The organism is Streptomyces sp. 840.1 (genome assembly GCF_003751445.1).
Classification (GTDB): Bacteria; Actinomycetota; Actinomycetes; order Streptomycetales; family Streptomycetaceae; genus Streptomyces.
Genome location: NZ_RJUU01000001.1, coordinates 4,988,246 through 5,007,554 on the forward strand (window position 1 = coordinate 4,988,246; position 19,309 = coordinate 5,007,554).

The 19,309-nt window shown below is 71.1% G+C and carries 19 protein-coding genes; 9 read left to right on the plus strand and 10 right to left on the minus strand.

All coding sequences use genetic code 11. From position 1 onward, the window contains the following. Positions 1–36 precede the first annotated feature (36 nt). From EDD93_RS22780 to EDD93_RS22810, 8 genes are all read right to left on the minus strand, one after another. Positions 37–474: a rhodanese-like domain-containing protein gene (locus tag EDD93_RS22780; protein WP_123526914.1), complete on the minus strand. Its 438-nt coding sequence runs from the start codon at positions 472–474 to the stop codon at positions 37–39. Beyond that, complete coding sequence (locus tag EDD93_RS22785) at positions 471–1,037, minus strand: cysteine dioxygenase (protein WP_123526915.1); 567 nt, start codon at positions 1,035–1,037, stop codon at positions 471–473. Before EDD93_RS22785 ends, EDD93_RS22780 begins: the two co-directional genes overlap by 4 nt. Before the next feature lie 73 nt (positions 1,038–1,110). Further along, positions 1,111–1,197: a putative leader peptide gene (locus EDD93_RS40830; RefSeq protein ID WP_311307652.1), complete on the minus strand. Its 87-nt coding sequence runs from the start codon at positions 1,195–1,197 to the stop codon at positions 1,111–1,113. Positions 1,198–1,229: 32 nt separating this feature from the next. Next, positions 1,230–2,843 (minus strand): FAD-dependent monooxygenase, encoded by a 1,614-nt coding sequence (locus tag EDD93_RS22790; RefSeq protein WP_123527924.1) that lies wholly within the window; start codon positions 2,841–2,843, stop codon positions 1,230–1,232. Between the two features lie 242 nt (positions 2,844–3,085). Next, positions 3,086–3,997: an amino acid ABC transporter permease gene (locus EDD93_RS22795; RefSeq protein WP_123526916.1), complete on the minus strand. Its 912-nt coding sequence runs from the start codon at positions 3,995–3,997 to the stop codon at positions 3,086–3,088. Then, positions 3,994–4,659, minus strand: a complete 666-nt coding sequence (locus EDD93_RS22800; RefSeq protein WP_123526917.1) for an amino acid ABC transporter permease — start codon at positions 4,657–4,659, stop codon at positions 3,994–3,996. Before EDD93_RS22800 ends, EDD93_RS22795 begins: the two co-directional genes overlap by 4 nt. Positions 4,660–4,733: 74 nt before the next feature. Next, complete coding sequence (locus EDD93_RS22805) at positions 4,734–5,576, minus strand: glutamate ABC transporter substrate-binding protein (protein WP_123526918.1); 843 nt, start codon at positions 5,574–5,576, stop codon at positions 4,734–4,736. Positions 5,577–5,645: 69 nt separating this feature from the next. Then, positions 5,646–6,434, minus strand: a complete 789-nt coding sequence (locus EDD93_RS22810; RefSeq protein ID WP_123526919.1) for an amino acid ABC transporter ATP-binding protein — start codon at positions 6,432–6,434, stop codon at positions 5,646–5,648. Positions 6,435–6,751: 317 nt separating this feature from the next. On the opposite strand from EDD93_RS22810, the gene EDD93_RS22815 reads away from it, so the two are divergent. Both EDD93_RS22815 and EDD93_RS22820 read left to right on the plus strand, forming a co-directional pair. Beyond that, positions 6,752–7,444: a response regulator transcription factor gene (locus tag EDD93_RS22815; RefSeq protein ID WP_123526920.1), complete on the plus strand. Its 693-nt coding sequence runs from the start codon at positions 6,752–6,754 to the stop codon at positions 7,442–7,444. A gap of 15 nt (positions 7,445–7,459) precedes the next feature. Then, entirely contained in the window at positions 7,460–8,854 is a 1,395-nt protein-coding gene (locus tag EDD93_RS22820; RefSeq protein WP_123526921.1) for a HAMP domain-containing sensor histidine kinase, read from the plus strand. Between the two features lie 76 nt (positions 8,855–8,930). Here the strand turns inward: EDD93_RS22820 and EDD93_RS22825 are convergent, their stop codons facing one another. After that, positions 8,931–9,932, minus strand: a complete 1,002-nt coding sequence (locus tag EDD93_RS22825) for a TAXI family TRAP transporter solute-binding subunit (RefSeq protein ID WP_123526922.1) — start codon at positions 9,930–9,932, stop codon at positions 8,931–8,933. A 135-nt stretch (positions 9,933–10,067) separates the two neighbouring features. Between EDD93_RS22825 and miaB the strand changes: the two genes are divergently transcribed. Both miaB and EDD93_RS22835 read left to right on the plus strand, forming a co-directional pair. Further along, positions 10,068–11,588 (plus strand): tRNA (N6-isopentenyl adenosine(37)-C2)-methylthiotransferase MiaB, encoded by a 1,521-nt coding sequence (gene miaB, locus EDD93_RS22830; RefSeq protein ID WP_185092406.1) that lies wholly within the window; start codon positions 10,068–10,070, stop codon positions 11,586–11,588. A 61-nt stretch (positions 11,589–11,649) separates the two neighbouring features. Then, the gene (locus tag EDD93_RS22835; protein ID WP_123526924.1) at positions 11,650–12,363 is read left to right on the plus strand and encodes a class III extradiol dioxygenase subunit B-like domain-containing protein; all 714 of its coding nucleotides are present in this window, start codon (positions 11,650–11,652) and stop codon (positions 12,361–12,363) included. 177 nt (positions 12,364–12,540) lie between these two features. Here EDD93_RS22835 and EDD93_RS22840 read toward each other — a convergent pair whose 3' ends face one another. Continuing rightward, complete coding sequence (locus EDD93_RS22840) at positions 12,541–12,777, minus strand: antitoxin (RefSeq protein WP_123526925.1); 237 nt, start codon at positions 12,775–12,777, stop codon at positions 12,541–12,543. A gap of 206 nt (positions 12,778–12,983) precedes the next feature. Between EDD93_RS22840 and miaA the strand changes: the two genes are divergently transcribed. The 5 genes from miaA (at position 12,984) to EDD93_RS22865 (ending at position 19,267) form a co-directional block, all read left to right on the plus strand. Then, positions 12,984–13,922 (plus strand): tRNA (adenosine(37)-N6)-dimethylallyltransferase MiaA, encoded by a 939-nt coding sequence (gene miaA, locus EDD93_RS22845; protein ID WP_123526926.1) that lies wholly within the window; start codon positions 12,984–12,986, stop codon positions 13,920–13,922. A gap of 107 nt (positions 13,923–14,029) precedes the next feature. Beyond that, positions 14,030–14,470 (plus strand): hypothetical protein, encoded by a 441-nt coding sequence (locus EDD93_RS22850; protein WP_123526927.1) that lies wholly within the window; start codon positions 14,030–14,032, stop codon positions 14,468–14,470. Between the two features lie 109 nt (positions 14,471–14,579). Then, complete coding sequence (gene dapF / locus EDD93_RS22855; RefSeq protein WP_123526928.1) at positions 14,580–15,452, plus strand: diaminopimelate epimerase; 873 nt, start codon at positions 14,580–14,582, stop codon at positions 15,450–15,452. Positions 15,453–15,592: 140 nt separating this feature from the next. Continuing rightward, positions 15,593–17,695, plus strand: a complete 2,103-nt coding sequence (locus EDD93_RS22860; RefSeq protein WP_123526929.1) for a bifunctional (p)ppGpp synthetase/guanosine-3',5'-bis(diphosphate) 3'-pyrophosphohydrolase — start codon at positions 15,593–15,595, stop codon at positions 17,693–17,695. 111 nt (positions 17,696–17,806) lie between these two features. Further along, on the plus strand, positions 17,807–19,267 hold the full coding sequence (locus tag EDD93_RS22865; RefSeq protein ID WP_123526930.1) for a M1 family metallopeptidase: 1,461 nt from the start codon (positions 17,807–17,809) through the stop codon (positions 19,265–19,267). Positions 19,268–19,309 lie beyond the last annotated feature (42 nt).

The window sequence follows — 19,309 nt, forward strand, 5'->3', positions numbered from 1 at the left end:
CCCGCCCGTACCGGCGGCCCCGGGCGGGGCTCCCGGTCACACGTCGACCGGGAGCCCCGCCGCGCGCCAGGCCTGGAAGCCGCCCGCCAGATCGGTTGCCCGGTACAGCCCGAGCCGGTGCAGGGACTCGACGGCGAGGCTCGACGCGTAGCCCTCGTTGCAGATCACCACGACCCGTAGCCCGTGGCTCACCGCCTCCGCCGCGCGATGGCTCCCCTGCGGGTCCAGCCGCCACTCCAGCTCGTTGCGCTCGACGACCAGCGCCCCCGGGATCAGCCCGTCCCGCGCGCGCAGCTCCGCGTAGCGGATGTCGACGAGCAGGGCCCCGCCGGCGGCCGCCGCGCGGGCCTCCTCGGGCCCGAGCCGCTCGTATCCGGACCTGACCCGCTCCAGCAGCTCGTCGATCCCCACCCGCTGCGAACCGTCCGGCTGCTTGCCGTGCGCTCCCGTGGCTTCGTGCGGTGTGTGGCTCACTGCCAGTCCTCCGGGCTTTCGGTCTGTTCGAGGCGGAGTACCGCGCCCGTGCGGCTGTAGCGCCGGATCTGCGGAAGCGGCGGGTAGTACGCGTGGACGGAGACGGCGTGTTCGGCGGTGGACTCGTTCAGTACCTCGTGCACGTGGTGCCTGCCGAAGGCCCTGCCCTGACCTGCGGTCAGCTCCCGGGACCGGTCGATGTCCTCGGTCAGTTCGAGGGTCTTCCACCCGTCCGTCGGCAGCCGTGCCGCGAGCGAGTGCTCCTTGAGCGTGCCGCTCGCGGAGAGGAAGGCGCCGATCGAGTCGGCGTGGTCGTGCCAGCCGGTGCCGGTGCCGGGCGGCCAGCCGATCAGCCAGGCCTCACTGCCGCCCGGTCCGTCGAGCCGGATCCAGGTGCGGCCCTCGGGATCCAGGGGGAGCGAGGCGATGAGGGCGGCGTCAGCGGCGGTACGGCGGACGAAGTCGAGCAGTTCCGCAGCCGTCGGGCCGGAGGCCGGAGTGCGTACGGAAACCGGGAGCTCGGGGGCGGGAGTTGCGGGTACGGGGGCAGGAGAAGCAGACACGGGGACCGTCCTGAGAGTTCGCGTGGATGTCCTGCCGTACGTCATGACGCACGGCGGAGCAGAAGAAGGCGATTCAGCAGGACGGGCGACACACGCAGCCCGCATAGCGGAGCAGGTCCATATGGACCCTCCGCCACAGGCGCACATCGGTGTCGGTCATGTTCCGGAGTAGACCATGTGCGCCCGCGGGGGTCAATTGATGTCTGCGGTGCGGTCGGAGCGTTCGGACGTGCGGGCCGCACCGCCGCGCGCCGCGTCGGCCGCCGCCCGGAGCTCAGCGGGCCGTACCCCGCTGAACGACTCCGCCAGGTGACCGTCCGGCCTGACCAGCAGAACGGTGTGCGCGGACGCCCCCGGGTAGCTCTCCGCCACCAGCAGTTCGCCCTTCACCGGCAGGGCGTCCACCGCCTCGACGAGCCGGGGCATCACTCCGGCCCCCATCCAGTGCCGCCGGTCCCATACTCCAGTACCGGGGGCCACCAGGACGACCAGCAGCCGCCCCTGCCCCAGCCGTTCCCGGAGGCGTACGCGCGTGCCGTCGGGTGCCGTCACCCGCACATCGGCCACCGGCGCACCGGGGGGCGTACCCACGGACGCATGCGCCTCGGCGCGCGGGGGCGCAAGGGGGGACAGCGCGTAGGAAGGGGGCGCACCCAGGGGGCCACAGCCCAGATGCCCGTCGGTGAGCAGCGAATCGTGCCCCCGTGCGCTCCCCGGGACCAGGGTCCGCAGCCCTCCGCCGCCCCGCAGTATCGGCAGCGACTGGTCGGCGGCGCGCAGCCGTGCGGCGACCGCGGCCCGGCGCTCGGCCTGGTAGCTGTCGAGGAGTACGTCGGACGCGCCGTGGTGCCAGGCCAGCGCCAGCTTCCAGGCGAGGTTCTCGGCGTCCCGCAGCCCCTCGTCCAGCCCCTGGGTGCCGAGCGCACCCAGCAGATGGGCGGCGTCCCCGGCGAGGAAGGCCCGCTTCACCCGCCAACGCCGGGCGAGCCGGTGGTGCAGCGTGTAGACGCCGGTGTCCAGCAGCTCGTACGGGGGTGTCTCGCCGCACCAGCCCGCCAGGGTGTCCCGGACCCGGGCGACCAGGACGTCGGGGGTGACGAGCTCGCCGCGTGGCGGCAGCAGCCAGTCCAGCCGCCAGACGTCCTCCGGCAGCGGCCGCGCGGTCACCTCGGCGCCGCCGGAGCGCCATGGCGGCAGCCGGTGCAGCACGGCCTCGCCGGGCCAGGGCAGTTCGGTGCGCAGGGCGGCGACGGCATGCCGTTCCACCGCCGTGCGCCCGGGGAACCGGATGTCGAGGAGCTTGCGCACGGTGGACCGCGCCCCGTCGCAGCCGACCAGGTAACTCCCGCGCCACCAGGTCGAACCGGGCTCCCTGGTGTGCACGGTGACCCCGGCCGGGTCCTGCTCCAGCGTATCGACGCGGCTGTGCCGTGCCGTCCGTACGAGGCTCTGCGAGGCCACCGCGTCCCGCAGTCCGCGCACCAGGGCGTGCTGCGGTACATGGACCGGGGCGGCCGGCGCGTCCCCGGACGGCATGCCCTCACCGAGCGGCAGTTCACGTACCAGCTGCTTGCGGCGCAGGGACCGCCAGCCGGACCAGCGCAGGCCCTCGTCCTGGAGCGTCTTGCAGCCGAGCCGTTCCAGCAGCGCTGCGGTGTCCTCGCGGAGCACCACCGTGCGGGCGGGGCGCGTCTCCTCCTTGCCGGGGTCCTCGTCGAGGAGCACGGAAGGCACTCCCTGCGCCGCGAGGGCGAGCGACAGCACCAGGCCGACCGGCCCGGCGCCGACGATGATCACCGGGTCCACGGCGCGGCCCCCGGAACGTGTGCGGTCGGACGCGTGGCGGCGCACGGGCGGAGCGGACGGTCCGGAGCGGCCCCGGAGGCCGGGGACGGCGGCGACGGAGATGCGGCGGCGTAGGGGGCTCGGGGCGCGATCACAGAACGTATGCAACCTACTGCCGGTGCTTGCGTCAAGTGACACCGGAACGCGGCGAGGGGCGGTGGCGAATGCGCCACCGCCCCTCGGGGACCTCTGTTGATCAGCCGTCAGACGGCGCGTCCGTCATCAATGTTGAGCGACGGCGCACCGATCGTCTCCAGGTCGCCCCCCGGACCGGTGCCCACGACCGCGCCCGTGCTCTTCTTCGCGCGCCGGAGCCGCTGCTCCAGCCAGCTCGCGAACGAGGTGAGGGTGAAGTTCAGCGCGATGTAGATCACCGCGATGATCGTGAAACACGCGATGGTGTTCGCACCGTAGTTCGCGGCCATCGGCCGGACCGATGCCAGCAGCTCGGGGAAGCTGAGCACCGCGCCACCGAGAGCGGTGTCCTTCACGATCACCACGACCTGGCTGACGATCGCGGGCAGCATGGCGGTCACTGCTTGCGGCAGCAGTACGAAGAGCATGGTCTGGCCCTTGCGCATGCCGATCGCCTTGGCCGCGTCCGTCTGCCCCGAGGGGAGCGTCAGGATCCCGGCCCGCACGATTTCGGCGAGTACCGAGGCGTTGTAGAGCACCAGACCCGTGATCACTGCGTACAGCAGTCGGGTCTCCGGGTCGAGCTCGGTGTACTCGGAGTACGCCTGGTTGGCGATGACCATCAGGATCAGCACCGGGATGGCGCGGAAGAACTCCACGACCACGGCGGAAGGCACCCGCATCCACCGGTGCTCCGAGAGCCGGCCTATCCCGAACAGCGCGCCCAGCGGCAGCGCGATGATCAGGGCGAAGAACGCCGCCTTGATCGTGTTCTGGAAACCCGGCCAGATGAACGTCTCCCACGGCTGGGAGCTGGTGAAGAAGGGCTTCCACTTGATCCAGTCGAGCTGGTGCTTCGAGGCGAGACCGTCGTACACCCACCACACCACGGCCGCGGCGACGAGCACGAACAGGACGGTGTAGAGGATGTTCCGCCGCTTGGCGCGCGGTCCCTGGGCGTCATAGAGGACGGAACTCATCGCTTCACCGCCACCTTCTTGCTCACCCAGCCGAGGATGAGGCCGGTCGGGAGGGTCAGAACGATGAATCCGAACGCGAAGACGGCAGAGATCAGGATCAGCTGAGCCTCGTTCTCGATCATGCCCTTCATCAGGTACGAAGCTTCCATGACCCCGATCGCGGAAGCGACCGTGGTGTTCTTCGTCAGCGCGATGAGGACGTTGGACAGCGGATTGACCACCGACCGGAACGCCTGCGGAAGGATGATCAGCCGCAGTACCTGGGTGAAGCTCAGGCCGAGGGCGCGTGCCGCCTCGGCCTGGCCGACCGGCACCGTGTTGATCCCGGACCGCAGCGCTTCGCACACGAAGGCGGCGGTGTAGGCGCTCAGGGCGAGTACCGCGAGACGGAAGTTGACGTCCGTGATGTCGGACGCACCGAGGCTGATGTTGAGCGTCGAGTACAGCCCCAGAGAGGAGAACACAATGATCACGGTCAGTGGAATGTTCCGGACCACGTTCACATAGCCGGTCGCGAAACCGCGCATCAGGGGGACCGGGCTGACCTTCATGCCGGCCAGCAGCGTTCCCCATATGAGGGAGCCGAGGGCGGAGTAGACGGTGAGTTGCACCGTCACCCAGAAGGCCCCCAGCAGGTCGTAACCATCAAGAAAGTCGAACACGATCTCCCGCGCTTCCGCGTGTAGGAGGGCACGGCGCGCCGCCGTCAGTGGCGGCGCGCCCGGTCAGCCCTGCTTCACTTGACGACGTTGCCGATCTTGGGGGCGGGCTCGTTCTTGTAGTTCGCCGGGCCGAAGTTGGCCTTCACGGCCTTCTCCCACGAACCGTCCGAGACCATCTTGGTCAGCGCGTCGTTGATCTTCTTCTTGAGGTCGGCGTCGCCCTTCTTCAGGCCGATGCCGTAGTTCTCGTTGGTCATCTTGAGACCGGCCAGCTTGAACTTGCCCTTGTTGGCGTCCTGCGAGGCGTAGCCGGCCAGGATGCTGTCGTCGGTGGTCAGTGCGTCAACGGCCTTGTTCTCCAGGCCGGTCAGGCACTCCGAGTAGCCGCCGTACTCCTGGAGCTGGGCCTTCGGGGCCAGCGTGTCGTGGATGTTCTGCGCCGAGGTCGAGCCGGTGACCGAGCAGAGCTTCTTGTTGTTCAGGTCCTTCGCCGACTTGATCGAGGTGTCGTCCGCGCGGACCAGGATGTCCTGGTGGGCGAGGAGGTACGGACCCGCGAAGTCGACCTTCTTCAGCCGCTCGTCGTTGATCGAGTACGAGGCGGCGATGAACTTCACGTCACCGCGGTCGATCGACGTCTCGCGGTCGGCGCTCTTGGTCTCCTTGAACTCGATGTTCTTCGCGTCGTAGCCGAGTTCCTTGGCTACGTACGTGGCGACATCGACGTCGAAGCCCGTGAACTTGCCGTCCGGGGTCTTCAGCCCGATACCCGGCTGGTCGATCTTGATACCGATGGTGATCTTCTTGCCGCCGCCCGAACCGGACTCGTCGTCCTTCTTGTCGGAGCCACAGGCGGTGGCGGCCATGGCGAGGGCGAGCACGGCTGCCGAGGCGGCGGTGACCTTACGAAGCTGCATGGTGAAATTCCCTAGAGTTGACGCGATGTGCGTGATCAGCCGGCCCGGAAACCGGCGCTGAAGGCTCCATCAGTGGTGAAGGATCTTCGACAGGAAGTCCTTGGCCCGGTCACTGCGCGGGTTGCTGAAGAACTGGTCGGGCACGGCCTCTTCGACGATCTTTCCGTCCGCCATGAAGATGACCCGGTTCGCCGCGGAACGGGCGAAACCCATCTCATGGGTGACGACGACCATGGTCATTCCCTCGCGGGCGAGCTGCTGCATGACCTCCAGCACCTCGTTGATCATCTCCGGGTCGAGCGCGGAGGTCGGCTCGTCGAACAGCATGACCTTGGGGTCCATCGCCAACGCCCGTGCGATCGCCACACGTTGCTGCTGGCCGCCGGAGAGCTGCGAGGGGTACTTGTCGGCCTGGGTCCCGACACCCACCCGGTCAAGCAGTGAACGCGCCTTGTCCTCGGCCGCCTTCTTCTCCGTCTTGCGGACCTTGACCTGGCCCAGCATCACGTTCTCGAGCACCGTCTTGTGGGCGAAGAGATTGAACGACTGGAAGACCATGCCGACATCGGCACGCAGTCGCGCCAGCTCCTTGCCCTCCTCGGGCAGGGGCTTCCCGTCGATCGTGATCGCGCCCGAGTCGATCGTCTCCAAGCGGTTGATCGTGCGGCACAGCGTGGACTTCCCGGACCCCGAGGGCCCGATGACGACCACGACCTCGCCGGAGGCGATCGTCAGGTCGATGTCCTGGAGCACATGCAGCGCGCCGAAGTGCTTGTTGACGTTGCTCAGCACGACCAGGTCGCCGCCGGCCGCGGGTGCAGCGTCCTCGGCGCCCTTGGTCACTGAAACTCCGCTCATCGGCTTTTTGCTCCGTCCTCCTCGGTTGGCAAGGACCTTAGTGACGCAGTGCGACCAGCGTCATTACATCTGAGCGGAAATTGAGCATAACGATCCGGCCGCAACCGGACACTCCGTGTGAACGGGACGTCACGCGGGCCGTCCGGGCGTACCGGGTGCATAACGGAAACATCGATGCAACCGGCAGGCACTTGACTGGCCCACCGGTCATCGGAGTGGATGCCTTGGTACACCCTGACGTGAAACGCCTCGATACGGGGAAGTGACCAGGGGGCGTACGCGACCGCACCGACCCCGCGACCCCGGAGAGGGGGCCCATGAGACTGCTGCTCGTCGAGGACGACAACCACGTCGCCGCCGCCCTGTCCGCCATCCTCGGCCGGCACGGCTTCAAGGTGGTGCACGCCCGCAGCGGCGAGGAGGCCCTCCAGGCGCTCCTCCCCACGGACGCGGAACCCTTCGGCGTCGTACTCCTCGATCTCGGGCTGCCCGACCAGGACGGCTACGAGGTGTGCGGGAAGATCCGCAAGCGCAGTGCCGTACCGGTGATCATGGTGACCGCGCGGGCCGACGTCCGCTCGCGCATCCACGGGCTGAACCTCGGCGCGGACGACTACGTGACCAAGCCGTACGACACCGGCGAGCTCCTCGCCCGTATCCACGCCGTCAGCCGGCGCAAGCCCGCCGCGGACGACACCGGGCCCACGCCCGTCGCCGCGCTGCGCCTGGGCCATGTGCACATCGAGCTGCCCACCCGGCGGGTCAGCGTCGACGGCAGCGAAGTCCAGCTCACGCGCAAGGAGTTCGACCTGCTCGCGCTCCTCGCCCAGCGGCCCGGTGTGGTGTTCCGCCGCGAGCAGATCATCAGCGAGGTCTGGCGCACGAGCTGGGAGGGGACGGGACGCACGCTTGAGGTGCACGTCGCCTCGCTGCGCGCCAAGCTGCGGCTGCCCGCACTGATCGAGACGGTGCGCGGGGTCGGCTACCGCCTCGTCGCCCCGTCCGCGTAGAGGCGTACGTCTCCGGTGCGCACCAGGCTGCTTCCGCTGCTCATCGTTCTCATGGCGAGTGTTCTGCTCGCGCTGGGCTTCCCGCTGGCCGTCAGTGTGGCCGCGGCCCAGCAGCAGGGCGTCGTCATCGACCGCATCGACGACACGGCACGCTTCGCCGCACTGGCTCAGTTCATCACCGAACGCACCCACGGCTACGACGAGCGGCAGCGCACCCTCCAGACCGAACTGGAGACGTACGACTCGGTCTACGGCATCCGGGCGGGGGTCTTCTACCGTGACGACTCCGCGATGGCGAAGGCCCCGGCGACCTGGCGGCTGCCCGTCGAGGGGGAGGGCCGCGAGGCGTTCAACGAGGCGCTGCTCGGCCGTCGCAGCCACGATCCGCCGCAGGTCTGGCCCTGGCAGGACGGCCGGGTGGTCGTCGCCTCGCCCGTCGTGCGCGACGGTGACGTGGTCGCCGTCGTCGTCATCGACTCGCCCACCGCGCAGATGCGTTCCGACACCCTGCGCGGCTGGCTGCTGATCGCGGCGGGCGAGGTGGTCGCGATGCTGGTGGCCGTCGGCGCGGCGATCCGGCTCACCGGCTGGGTCCTGCTTCCGGTGCGGACCCTGGACGTGGCCGCCCACGACATCGCCAGCGGCCGGATGCGCTCCCGGGTGGCGGCCTCCGGCGGGCCGCCGGAACTCAGGCGGCTGGCCCGCTCGTTCAACGAGATGGCCGACAACGTCGAGGACGTGCTGGAGCAGCAGCGCGCCTTCGTGGCGGACGCCTCGCACCAGTTGCGCAATCCGCTGGCCGCGCTGCTGCTGCGGATCGAGCTGCTCGCCCTCGAACTCCCGGAGGGCAACGAGGAGATCGCCTCCGTGCGCACCGAGGGAAAGCGGCTCGGCCAGGTCCTCGACGATCTCCTCGACCTGGCTCTCGCCGAACACGCGGCGGCCGATCTCCAGCTCACCGACATCGGCGCCCTCACCGCCGAACGCGTCATGTCCTGGCGGCCGGTGGCCGAGGAGAAGGGCGTACGGCTCCGGGCCGACGGCGCCCCCGCCGTCACCGCCTGGACGGATCCCATCGCCCTGTCCAGCGCACTCGACGCCATCATCGACAACGCGCTCAAGTTCACGCCCGCCGAGGAGGAGGTCCGGGTCACGGTCGCCTCCGGCGGCGAAAGCGTGACCGTCGTTGTCGCGGACCGCGGACCCGGCCTCACCGAGCAGGAGCTGGAGCGCGTCGGAGACCGCTTCTGGCGCAGCTCCCAGCACCAGAACGTACGGGGATCAGGCCTCGGCCTCTCCATCTCGAAGGCGCTCCTGGCCGCCTGCCGGGGCACCATCGCCTACGAGCGCCACGAACCGCACGGCCTGCGGGTGACGGTGTCCGTGCCCCGCAACGGCCCGCACGGCTGATCCGGTCGGCACGGCTGAGCAGGCGTCCCGGTTGAGCCGGTCGGCACGTCTGATCCGGTCCGGCCGGACCCTCCGCTCAGGGCTTCACCGAGCGGTAGTAGCGCTTGGCCCCTTCGTGCAGCGGCAGCGGATCGGTGTAGATCGCGGTCCGCAGATCCACCAGCTGCGCGGCGTGCACCTCGCGTCCGATCCGGTCCCGGCTGTCGATCACGGTCCGGGTGAAGGCCTCGGTCATCGCCGCGTCCGTACGGTCGGTGGTCACCAGCACGTTGGCGACCGCCACGGTGGGCACGGCCTGGCCCTGCTGCGCGTTGCGGTAGGCGTCGGCGGGCATCACGGCCGAGCGGTAGAAGCGGGTGGAGCCGCCCGCCGCCTGGAGCTGCTTGATCAGCTTGTCCTCCAGCGGGATCAGCCGGATCGCGAACCGGTCCGAGAGATCCGCCACCGCGGTGGTCGGCAGCCCGCCGGACCAGAAGAACGCGTCGAGCTTCCCGTCCTGAAGCAGCTTCGGCATGGTGTCGATGCCCGCCGGTATCGCCGTCACGTCCTTGACGGGGTCCAGCCCGGCGGCGGTCATCAGCCGGTCCGCGACCAGCCGCACCCCCGAGCCCGGCTGGCCGACAGCGACCTTCTTGCCGCGCAGGTCGGAGACCTTGCGGATCTCCGAGCCCCGGTCCACGACCAGCTGTATGTAGTCGTCGTACAGCCGGACACAGCCGCGCAGCCGCTCGGCGCCCGGCTTCCCGTCCCGGAGGTAGGTGGCCACGGCGTCGGTGGTCGCGATGGTGAAGTCGGCCTTGCCCGTCGCCACCCGGGCGATGTTCTGCTGGGACCCCTCGCTGGTCTGCAGCTCTATCGACACATCGGGCAGATCCTTGGCCAGCGCGCCCTTGAGCCGCTCGCCGTAGCGCTGGTAGACGCCGCTGCGCACGCCCGTGCTGAACGACAGGCTCCCGGTCGGTGCGGAGTCCCGGAGCGGAAGCAGCCACCACAGGAGCAGCCCGAGCACGACGACGAGGGCGGCGCCCGCCCGCAGGGAGCGACGCCGGCCGATTCGGGACAGTGCCGCCGGGAACATGGCGGCGATCCTGCCAGGTCATTCCCGGCCATGGCCAGGGGTGCCGGCGGATCTCCCGTGCTCCACCGCGGCCGGGAGGGGCGTCCGGAAGCCGCCCGCGGCGGGAGGTGTCCGGGCAGCGCCTACCCTTGTCGCATGAGCAGCGGCAACCGGAGCGAAGCAGTGGACGTCAGAAAAAGCTACGAGGTGCGCACCTACGGGTGCCAGATGAACGTCCACGACTCCGAACGGCTGTCGGGGCTGCTTGAGGACGCCGGCTACGTACGGGCCCCCGAGGGCTCCGACGGCGACGCCGACGTCGTCGTCTTCAACACCTGCGCGGTGCGTGAGAACGCCGACAACAAGCTCTACGGCAACCTCGGCCGGCTCGCCCCGATGAAGACGAAGCGCCCCGGGATGCAGATCGCGGTCGGCGGCTGCCTCGCGCAGAAGGACCGCGACACCATCGTCGCCCGCGCCCCCTGGGTCGACGTGGTCTTCGGCACGCACAACATCGGCAAGCTGCCCGTGCTGCTGGAGCGCGCCCGTATCCAGGAGGAGGCGCAGATCGAGATCGCCGAGTCCCTGGAGGCGTTCCCCTCGACGCTGCCCACCCGCCGTGAGTCCGCGTACGCGGCCTGGGTCTCCATCTCCGTCGGCTGCAACAACACCTGCACCTTCTGCATCGTCCCTGCGCTGCGCGGCAAGGAGAAGGACCGCCGGACCGGCGACATCCTCGCCGAGATCGAGGCCCTGGTCGCGGAGGGCGTCTCCGAGATCACCCTGCTCGGGCAGAACGTGAACGCCTACGGCTCCGACATCGGCGACCGCGAGGCCTTCTCGAAGCTGCTGCGCGCCTGCGGGCGGATCGAGGGCCTGGAGCGGGTCCGCTTCACCTCGCCGCACCCGCGCGACTTCACGGACGACGTGATCGCCGCGATGGCCGAGACCCCGAACGTGATGCCGCAGCTGCACATGCCGATGCAGTCCGGCTCGGACACGGTCCTGAAGGCGATGCGCCGCTCCTACCGGCAGGAACGCTTCCTCGGGATCATCGAGAAGGTGCGTGCCGCGATGCCGGACGCCGCGATCTCCACCGACATCATCGTCGGCTTCCCCGGCGAGACCGAGGAGGACTTCGAGCAGACGATGCACGCCGTACGGGAGGCGCGCTTCGCCAACGCCTTCACCTTCCAGTACTCCAAGCGCCCCGGCACCCCGGCCGCCGACATGGAGGGCCAGATCCCCAAGGAGGTCGTCCAGGAGCGGTACATGCGCCTGTCCGTCCTCCAGGAGGAGATCTCCTGGTCGGAGAACAAGAAGCAGGTCGGCCGCACGCTGGACGTCATGGTCGCGGAGGGCGAGGGCCGCAAGGACGGCGCGACACACCGCCTGTCCGGCCGGGCCCCCGACAACCGCCTCGTGCACTTCACCAAGCCGGACCAGGACGTACGGCCCGGCGACGTCGTGACCGTCGAGATCAGCTACGCCGCGCCGCACCACCTGCTCGCGGAGGGCGCACCCGTCGGGGTCCGGCGGACCCGGTCGGGCGACGCCTGGGAGAAGCGCAACGCCGCCTCGGCCGCCAAGCCCGCCGGCGTCATGCTGGGCCTGCCCGGCATCGGCGCCCCGGCACCGCTGCCCGCCGCCTCGGCCCCGGGCTGCGGCTGCGACTGACAGCGGTGGCGGGCGGCTGCGGCTGACGGCCGGGCGGCGCCCAGCCAGTACGCTGCCCACCATGCTTGTCGCCGCCGCTGTCTGCCCCTGCCCGCCCCTGCTGGTCCCCGACGTCGCCGCCGGTGCCGCGCCCGAGCTCGACGCCGCGCGGACCGCGTGCACCGACGCACTGGGCGTGCTGGCCGCCTCCCGGCCGGATCTGCTGATCGTGATCGGCCCGGCGGACCTCGCGGGCCGAGGGTCCCATCCCGAAGGCGCCACGGGTTCGTTCAAGGAGTTCGGCGTCGATCTCCGGGTGCGGCTCGGGCGGGACCTGGACACGGTCGCCGGGCGGCCGCTCCCGGCGTCGCTCGCCGTCGGCGCCTGGCTGCTGGCCCGCACCGGGTGGGCGGACGCGCCGGTCGAGGCGCTGGGCGTGGGGGAGTCGCTGGAGGCCGCCCGCTGCGCGGATGCCGGGCGGGCGCTGGCCGCGCGGGCGGACCGGGTGGCGCTGCTGGTGATGGGTGACGGGAGTGCCTGCCGCACGCTCAAGGCCCCGGGCTACCTGGACGAGCGCGCCACCGAGTTCGACGCGGCGGCCGCGCGGGCCCTGGGCGCGGCGGACACCGGTGCGCTGACCGCGCTGGACGAGGCGCTGGCACGCGAGCTGAAGGCCGCCGGCCGCGCCCCCTGGCAGGTGCTCGCGGGGGCAGCGGAGGGAGCCGGACTCGACGGCCGCCTGCTGTACGACGACGCGCCGTACGGCGTGGGCTACCTGGTCGCCGCCTGGTCCTGACCCCCGGCACCCGGGGGTCAGGAACCCGCAGGCTCCCGTACGCGACAGTCCAAAAGCGGCCCGCAGGCTCCCGTACGCGACTGCACGGCACACGGCACACGGCACACGGCATACGACACACGGCGGCCGCGGAGCGCTGTCGCTCCGCGGCCGCCACGGTGTCCTGCCGGACCGGGGTCAGGAAGCGGGCGGGGTGGTGCCCCCGTCCTTGTGGGACAGCTTCTCCACCGCGTCCTTGGCCTTCTGGGTGCCGGACACGATCTTGTCGCTGTACTTGCCCTTGGTCTTCTCGTCCACCGTCCGCGCGGCCTTGTCGAGCCCCTGGTCGATCTTGCCCCCGTGCTGCTGCGCGAGGTCGCTGACCTTCTCCTTCGCCGGGCTCAGCTTCGCCTTCAAATTGTCCATGAAGCCCATCGGACACCTTCTCTGCTGGGGGAGTGCGTGCGTACGCGTCTTCTCTCCGGCCCGGGTACCCGCCGTGCTGCCGCGCACTCCCTGAACCGTGAGAAAACACCCATATCTGCTTCGCATTTTACTTGACGGGCTGTCCGGACGCGCCGCCCTCCCGCCCGTCACGTCATCCGTTCAGGAACGGGCCGCCGGTTTGCGAGACTGTGCCAGTGAGAAGCCCAGCTCCCGCACCGCGGGTCATCGCCGTCGTCGGTCCCACCGCAGCCGGAAAGTCCGACCTGGGGGTGTTCCTCGCCCAGCAGCTCGGGGGCGAGGTGGTCAACGCCGACTCCATGCAGCTCTACCGGGGGATGGATATCGGCACCGCGAAACTGACGGTCGAGGAGCGCGGGTCCGTCCCGCACCTGCTGCTGGACATCTGGGACGTCACCGAGGCCGCCAGCGTCGCCGAGTACCAGCGGCTGGCCCGCACCGAGATCGACCGGCTGCTCGCCGAGGGCCGCACCCCGGTCCTGGTGGGCGGCTCCGGGCTCTACGTGAAGGGCGCGATCGACGCCCTGGAGTTCCCCGGTACGGACCCCGGCATCCGGGCCGCACTGGAGGCGGAGCTCGCGGAACGCGGCTCGGGCGCGCTGCACGCCCGGCTCGTCGCGGCCGACCCGGAGGCGGGCCGCGCCATTCTGCCGAGCAACGGGCGGCGGATCGTCCGGGCCCTCGAAGTCATCGAGATCACAGGCAAGCCCTTCACCGCCAACCTCCCCGGTAACGATGCGGTCTACGACACCGTCCAGATCGGCGTCGACGTGGCCCGCCCCGAACTCGACGAGCGCATCGCCCTGCGGGTCGACCGGATGTGGGACGCGGGACTGGTCGACGAGGTGCGTGCGCTGGAGGGGCGGGGGCTGCGGGAGGGGCGCACCGCCTCACGGGCGCTCGGCTATCAGCAGGTGCTCGCCGCGCTGGCCGGGGAGTGCACCGAGGAGGAGGCGCGCGGCGAGACGGTGCGCGCCACCAAACGCTTCGCGCGCCGTCAGGACTCCTGGTTCCGCCGCGACCCGCGCGTCCACTGGCTGAGCGGCGCCGCCGAGCACCGCGGGGAACTCCCGGGCCAGGCGCTGGCGTTGGTCGAACGGGCGGTTACAGCCTGATCACGTGATGGCATCGGGAAGCCCTGCCCGTCAGTTCGGCGAGCCGCGGCGTGCCATCATCGAGCATCGATCGACCAGTGGAGTCCGAGTTGGGAGGGCGCGTGGCGATGGAGGCCGGCCCTCGCGACACAGAACAAGACGCACCGGACACGCAGCACGAGGCAGGAAGCTTGAGCCCCGACGGGCCCGATGAGCTCGAAGTGACCCCCGAGGTCCAGGTCGAGCTGCGCCCCGCCCGACGGCTGCGTATCTGGCAGCTCGCGCCGATCGTCACGCTCGCCGCGATGGGATCGCTGATGTTCGCCTTCCCGCTCGCCTTCGAGTTCGGCGACGGCGGCGCGGTCGTCGCCATGCTGGGGCTGCTGATCAGCTGCTGCGCCGCCGGCTGGGGAATGATGGCGGCACGCCGCGTCGGACACACCTGGCCCGGCCTGCCGTCCAGGGGCTCGGGCGAGCGGCCCGACTGGCGCGTGATCGTGCTGTACGTCGCGGTGTGCGCGGCACTGGTCGCGCTGGCCGTGTGGCGCGTGGCGCGGCTGCGTTCCTGAACGGCGACGGCCGGCCGCGTTCCTGACGGCGGCGGGCCGGCCGCTTCGGCCGGCGCCGCCGGGCCAGGCGGTTTTCGGCGCTGTCGGCATCGCCTCGTACAGTTGTCCCGTGACCACCTCGCAGATCGACTTCCTCAAGGGCCACGGCACCGAGAACGACTTCGTGATCCTTCCGGACCCGGACAACGCCCTCGACCTGCCCGCTTCCGTCGTGGCCGGGCTCTGCGACCGCCGGGCCGGCATCGGCGGGGACGGGCTGCTGCACGTCGTGCGGTCCGCCGCCCACCCCGAGGCGCGGGCGATGGCGGACGAGGCCGAGTGGTTCATGGACTACCGCAACGCGGACGGCTCGGTCGCCGAGATGTGCGGCAACGGCGTACGGGTCTTCGCCCACTACCTCCAGCGCTCCGGCGCGGTCGAGGAGGGCGATCTCGCGGTCGCCACCCGCGGCGGCGTGAAGAAGGTGCACCTCGCCAAGGACGGCGACATCACCGTCTCCATGGGCCGCGCGCAGCTCCCGGCCGCCGGAGTCACGGTCACCGTCGGCGGACGGCGCTGGGACGCCCGCAACGTGAACATGGGCAACCCGCACGCGGTCGCCTTCGTCGACGACCTGGCCCACGCCGGTGACCTGTTCTGCGAGCCGTCCTTCGGCCCGGCCGAGGTCTACCCCGACGGGGTCAACATCGAGTTCGTCGTGGACCGCGGCCCCCGCCATGTCGCGATGCGCGTCCATGAGCGCGGCTCGGGCGAGACCCGGTCCTGCGGCACGGGCGCCTGCGCCGTCGCCGTCGCCGCCGCCCGCCGGGACGCGGCCGACCCCGCGCTGACCGGCACCCCGGTCACGTACACCGTCGACCTCCCCGGCGGCACGCTGGTGATCACCGAGCACCCGGACGGCGAGATCGAGATGACCGGACCCGCCGTGATCGTCGCAGCGGGCAAGATCGATCCGGCCTGGCTCGAAACGCTGAACGGATAGCGCTTCGCTCGAATGGGTGATCCGTTTCACGCTGGGCGAGAGCCGGACTCCGCCACGTGGTGGGGTCGGTAGCATCAAGCACCGGCCCGGAGGCGCGACCGCACCTATCCACCGCCGGTCGACGTCGCCGGAGGTGCCCCATGAGCGCAGAGGCCACCAACCCAGGTGCTCCCATCCGCAGGCGGGGCCGTCCCCGGATCGACCTCCGCAGACTCGGGCGGGTCGCCCTGCTCGGCCCGGTCTCCCGGGACCGGCTGCCGGACGCCATCGGCCATGTGGCCGAGGCGCACCGGGCCCACCACCCCGACGCCGACCTCACCGTCCTGCGCCGGGCCTATGTCCTCGCGGAGACCTCGCACCGCGGACAGATGCGCAAGAGCGGCGAGCCGTACATCACACACCCGCTGGCGGTCACGCTGATCCTCGCGGAACTCGGCGCCGAGACCACGACGCTGACGGCCTCCCTGCTGCACGACACGGTCGAGGACACCGAGGTGACCCTCGACCAGGTGGGGGAGCAGTTCGGTGACGAGGTCCGCTATCTCGTCGACGGCGTCACCAAACTGGAGAAGGTCGACTACGGCGCGGCGGCCGAGCCCGAGACCTTCCGCAAGATGCTGGTGGCCACCGGCGACGACGTCCGGGTGATGTCGATCAAGCTCGCCGACCGGCTGCACAACATGCGCACGCTCGGCGTGATGCGACCCGAGAAACAGGCCCGGATCGCCAAGGTCACCCGCGACGTGCTGATCCCCCTCGCGGAACGGCTCGGCGTGCAGGCGCTCAAGACCGAGCTGGAGGACCTCGTCTTCGCGATCCTCCACCCCGAGGAGTACGCACACACGCACGCCGTGATCTCCGCCGCCACCCGAGGAGCGGACCCGCTCACCGCCATCGCGGGCAACGTCGCCTCGGTACTGCGGGAGGCCGGCATCCCCGCCGAAGTCCTCGTCAGGCCCAGGCACTTCGTCTCCGTGCACCGGGTCGGCATCAAACGCGGCGAACTGCGCGGCACCGACTTCGGCCGGCTGCTGGTCCTCGTCGGGGAGGACGCCGACTGCTACGGCGTCCTCGGTGAGCTCCACACCTGCTTCACCCCGGTGATCTCCGAGTTCAAGGACTTCATCGCGGCCCCCAAGTTCAACCTGTACCAGTCGCTGCACACCGCCGTGGTGGGACCCGAGGGTGAGGTCGCCGAAGTCCTCATCCGCACCCACCGCATGCACAAGGTGGCCGAGGCGGGCGTCATCGCCCTCGGCAATCCGTACGCCGCGGACAGCGGTGCGCAGAGCGCCGAGCCGGCCGACGGCGAACGGGCCGACCCGACCAGGCCCGGCTGGCTGTCCCGGCTCCTGGAGTGGCAGCAGTCCGCCACCGACCCCGACACCTTCTGGACCACGCTCCGCGCCGACCTCGCCCAGGACCGCGAGATCACCGTCTTCCGCACCGACGGCGGCACGCTCGGCCTGCCCGCGGGCGCCAGCTGCGTGGACGCCGCCTACGCCCAGTACGGGGACGCTGCGCACAGCTGCATCGGGGCCCGGGTGAACGGCCGGCTGGCAACGCTCGGGACCGCCCTCGGCGACGGCGACACCGTGCAGCTGCTCCTGGCCGAGGACGCCGCGTCGGGGCCCTCACCCGGCTGGCTCGACCACGCCAGGACCCCCACCGCCCGGATCGCGATCACCGGCTGGCTGGATGCCCACCCGCAGGACGCCGAGGCCGCGCCCGCCGACCCCAGGCCCGGACCGCAGCCCGCGCCGCCCGGATCAACCGGCTCCGCCGGCCGCGCCGCGAGCGCCCTGGTCGACCGCCCGGACGCCACCGTACGGCTGGCCGGCTGCTGCACCCCCGTACCGCCCGACGACGTCACCGGCTTCACCGTGCGGGGCGGCGCCGTAGCCGTCCACCGGCTCACCTGTCCGGCAGCGGCCCGCATGGAGGCCGTCGGCCGGGTACCGGTCGCGGTGAGCTGGGGCGAGGCGTCCGAATGCCGGGTGACGCTGGTCGCGGAGTCCTTCGGACGGCCCCGGCTGCTGGCCGACCTCACCGAGGCGATCGCCGGGGCGGACGCGGCGATCGTCTCCGCCACCGTCGAACCGCCCAGCGAACAGCGGGTGCGGCACACCTACACCCTGCAACTCCCCGACGCCGCAGGGCTGCCCGCGCTGATGCGCGCGATGCGCGACGTACCGGGGGTGTACGACGTGAGCCGCGCCCAGCACCCGGCCGCCGTTCTCTGACCGAGGCGGCCCCGGCCGGGGCCGGTGCTGTCGCGCCGCGACGGATCTCGTTCGAGTGGCGCGGCGCGCGCCGTCCCGTGACGGGCGGGGCGACGCTGGTAGCCGTAGTCCATGCCGTTCCTCTCCCGCCGCCTGCGGGCCGCTCTGCTGGCCACCGCGTCGGCCGCACTCGTCGCCGCCACCCTGCCCGCCCCGGTGCCGCTCGGCATCGGTGACCCGCTCTTCCCCCACCTCGGCAACCCCGGGTACGACGTACTCGCCTACGACCTCGGTCTCGACTACCGGGGCAGCAACAGCGAACCGCTCGAAGCCGTCACCACGATCGACGCGCGGACGACCGCGCCGCTGGACCGGATCAACCTCGACTTCACCCGGGGCACCGTGCACTCGGTCACGGTCAACGGCCTGCGCGCCGACTACACGCTGCAGGACGAGGACCTGATCATCGAGACGCCCGGCCGGCTCCCGGCCGGCGTGCCGCTGCGGATCACCGTCCGGCACACCAGCGATCCCCGGGGCGAGCGGAACAGCGGGGGCTGGGTGCGGACGGCCGACGGACTCGTCATGGCCAACCAGGCCGACGCCGGGCACCTGGTCTTCCCCAGCAACGACCACCCCGCCGACAAGGCGTACTTCACGTTCCGGATCACCGCCCCCGAGGACCGGACCGTGGTGGCCAACGGTGTGCGCACCGGACGCACCGGGCACGGCGACCGCACCACCTGGACGTATCGCACCGAACACCCGATGGCCACCGAACTCGCCCAGGTCAGCATCGGGAAGTCCGCGGTCGTGCGGCGGACCGGCCCCCACCGGCTGCCGGTCCGTGACGTCGTGCCGGCCGCCGACCGGAAGCGGCTGGAACCGTGGCTGAGCAAGACCCCCGGTCAGCTGGAATGGATGGAGAAGCAGGTCGGCCGCTACCCCTTCGAGAACTACGGCGTGCTGATCGCGGACGCCGACACCGGCTTCGAGCTGGAGACCCAGACCCTGTCGCTCTTCGAACGCCGCCTGTTCACCGATCCGCGCTTTCCCGAGTGGTACGTGGACTCCGTCATGGTCCACGAGCTGGCCCACCAGTGGTTCGGCGACAGCGTCTCGCCGAGGACCTGGTCCGATCTCTGGCTCAACGAGGGACACGCCAGCTGGTACGAGGCGCGCTACGCGCAGGAGCACGGCGGCAGGACGCTCGAACGCCGGATGCGCGACGCCTACACCTACTCGGACGCCTGGCGCGCCGACGGCGGGCCGCCCGCACGGCCCGACGCACCCGCCCCGGGCAAGAAGATCAGCCTGTTCCGGCCAGTGGTCTACGACGGCAGCGCGCTGGTCCTGTTCGCGCTCCGCCAGGAGATCGGCCACAGCGCCTTCGACCGGCTGGAGAGGCTCTGGGTACGCAAGCACCGCGACTCCAACGCCGCCACCCAGGACTTCATCCGGCTGGCGACCCAGGTCGCCGGACGCGACCTGGCCACGTTCTTCGACGGCTGGCTGTACGGGACGAGCACGCCCCCCATGCCCGGCCACCCGGACTGGCACACCGCGGCACCGGCGGGCGGCGGAAAGACGTGACAGGCCGGGAAACCCGGCCGTGACGGGCCGGAAAACCCGGGT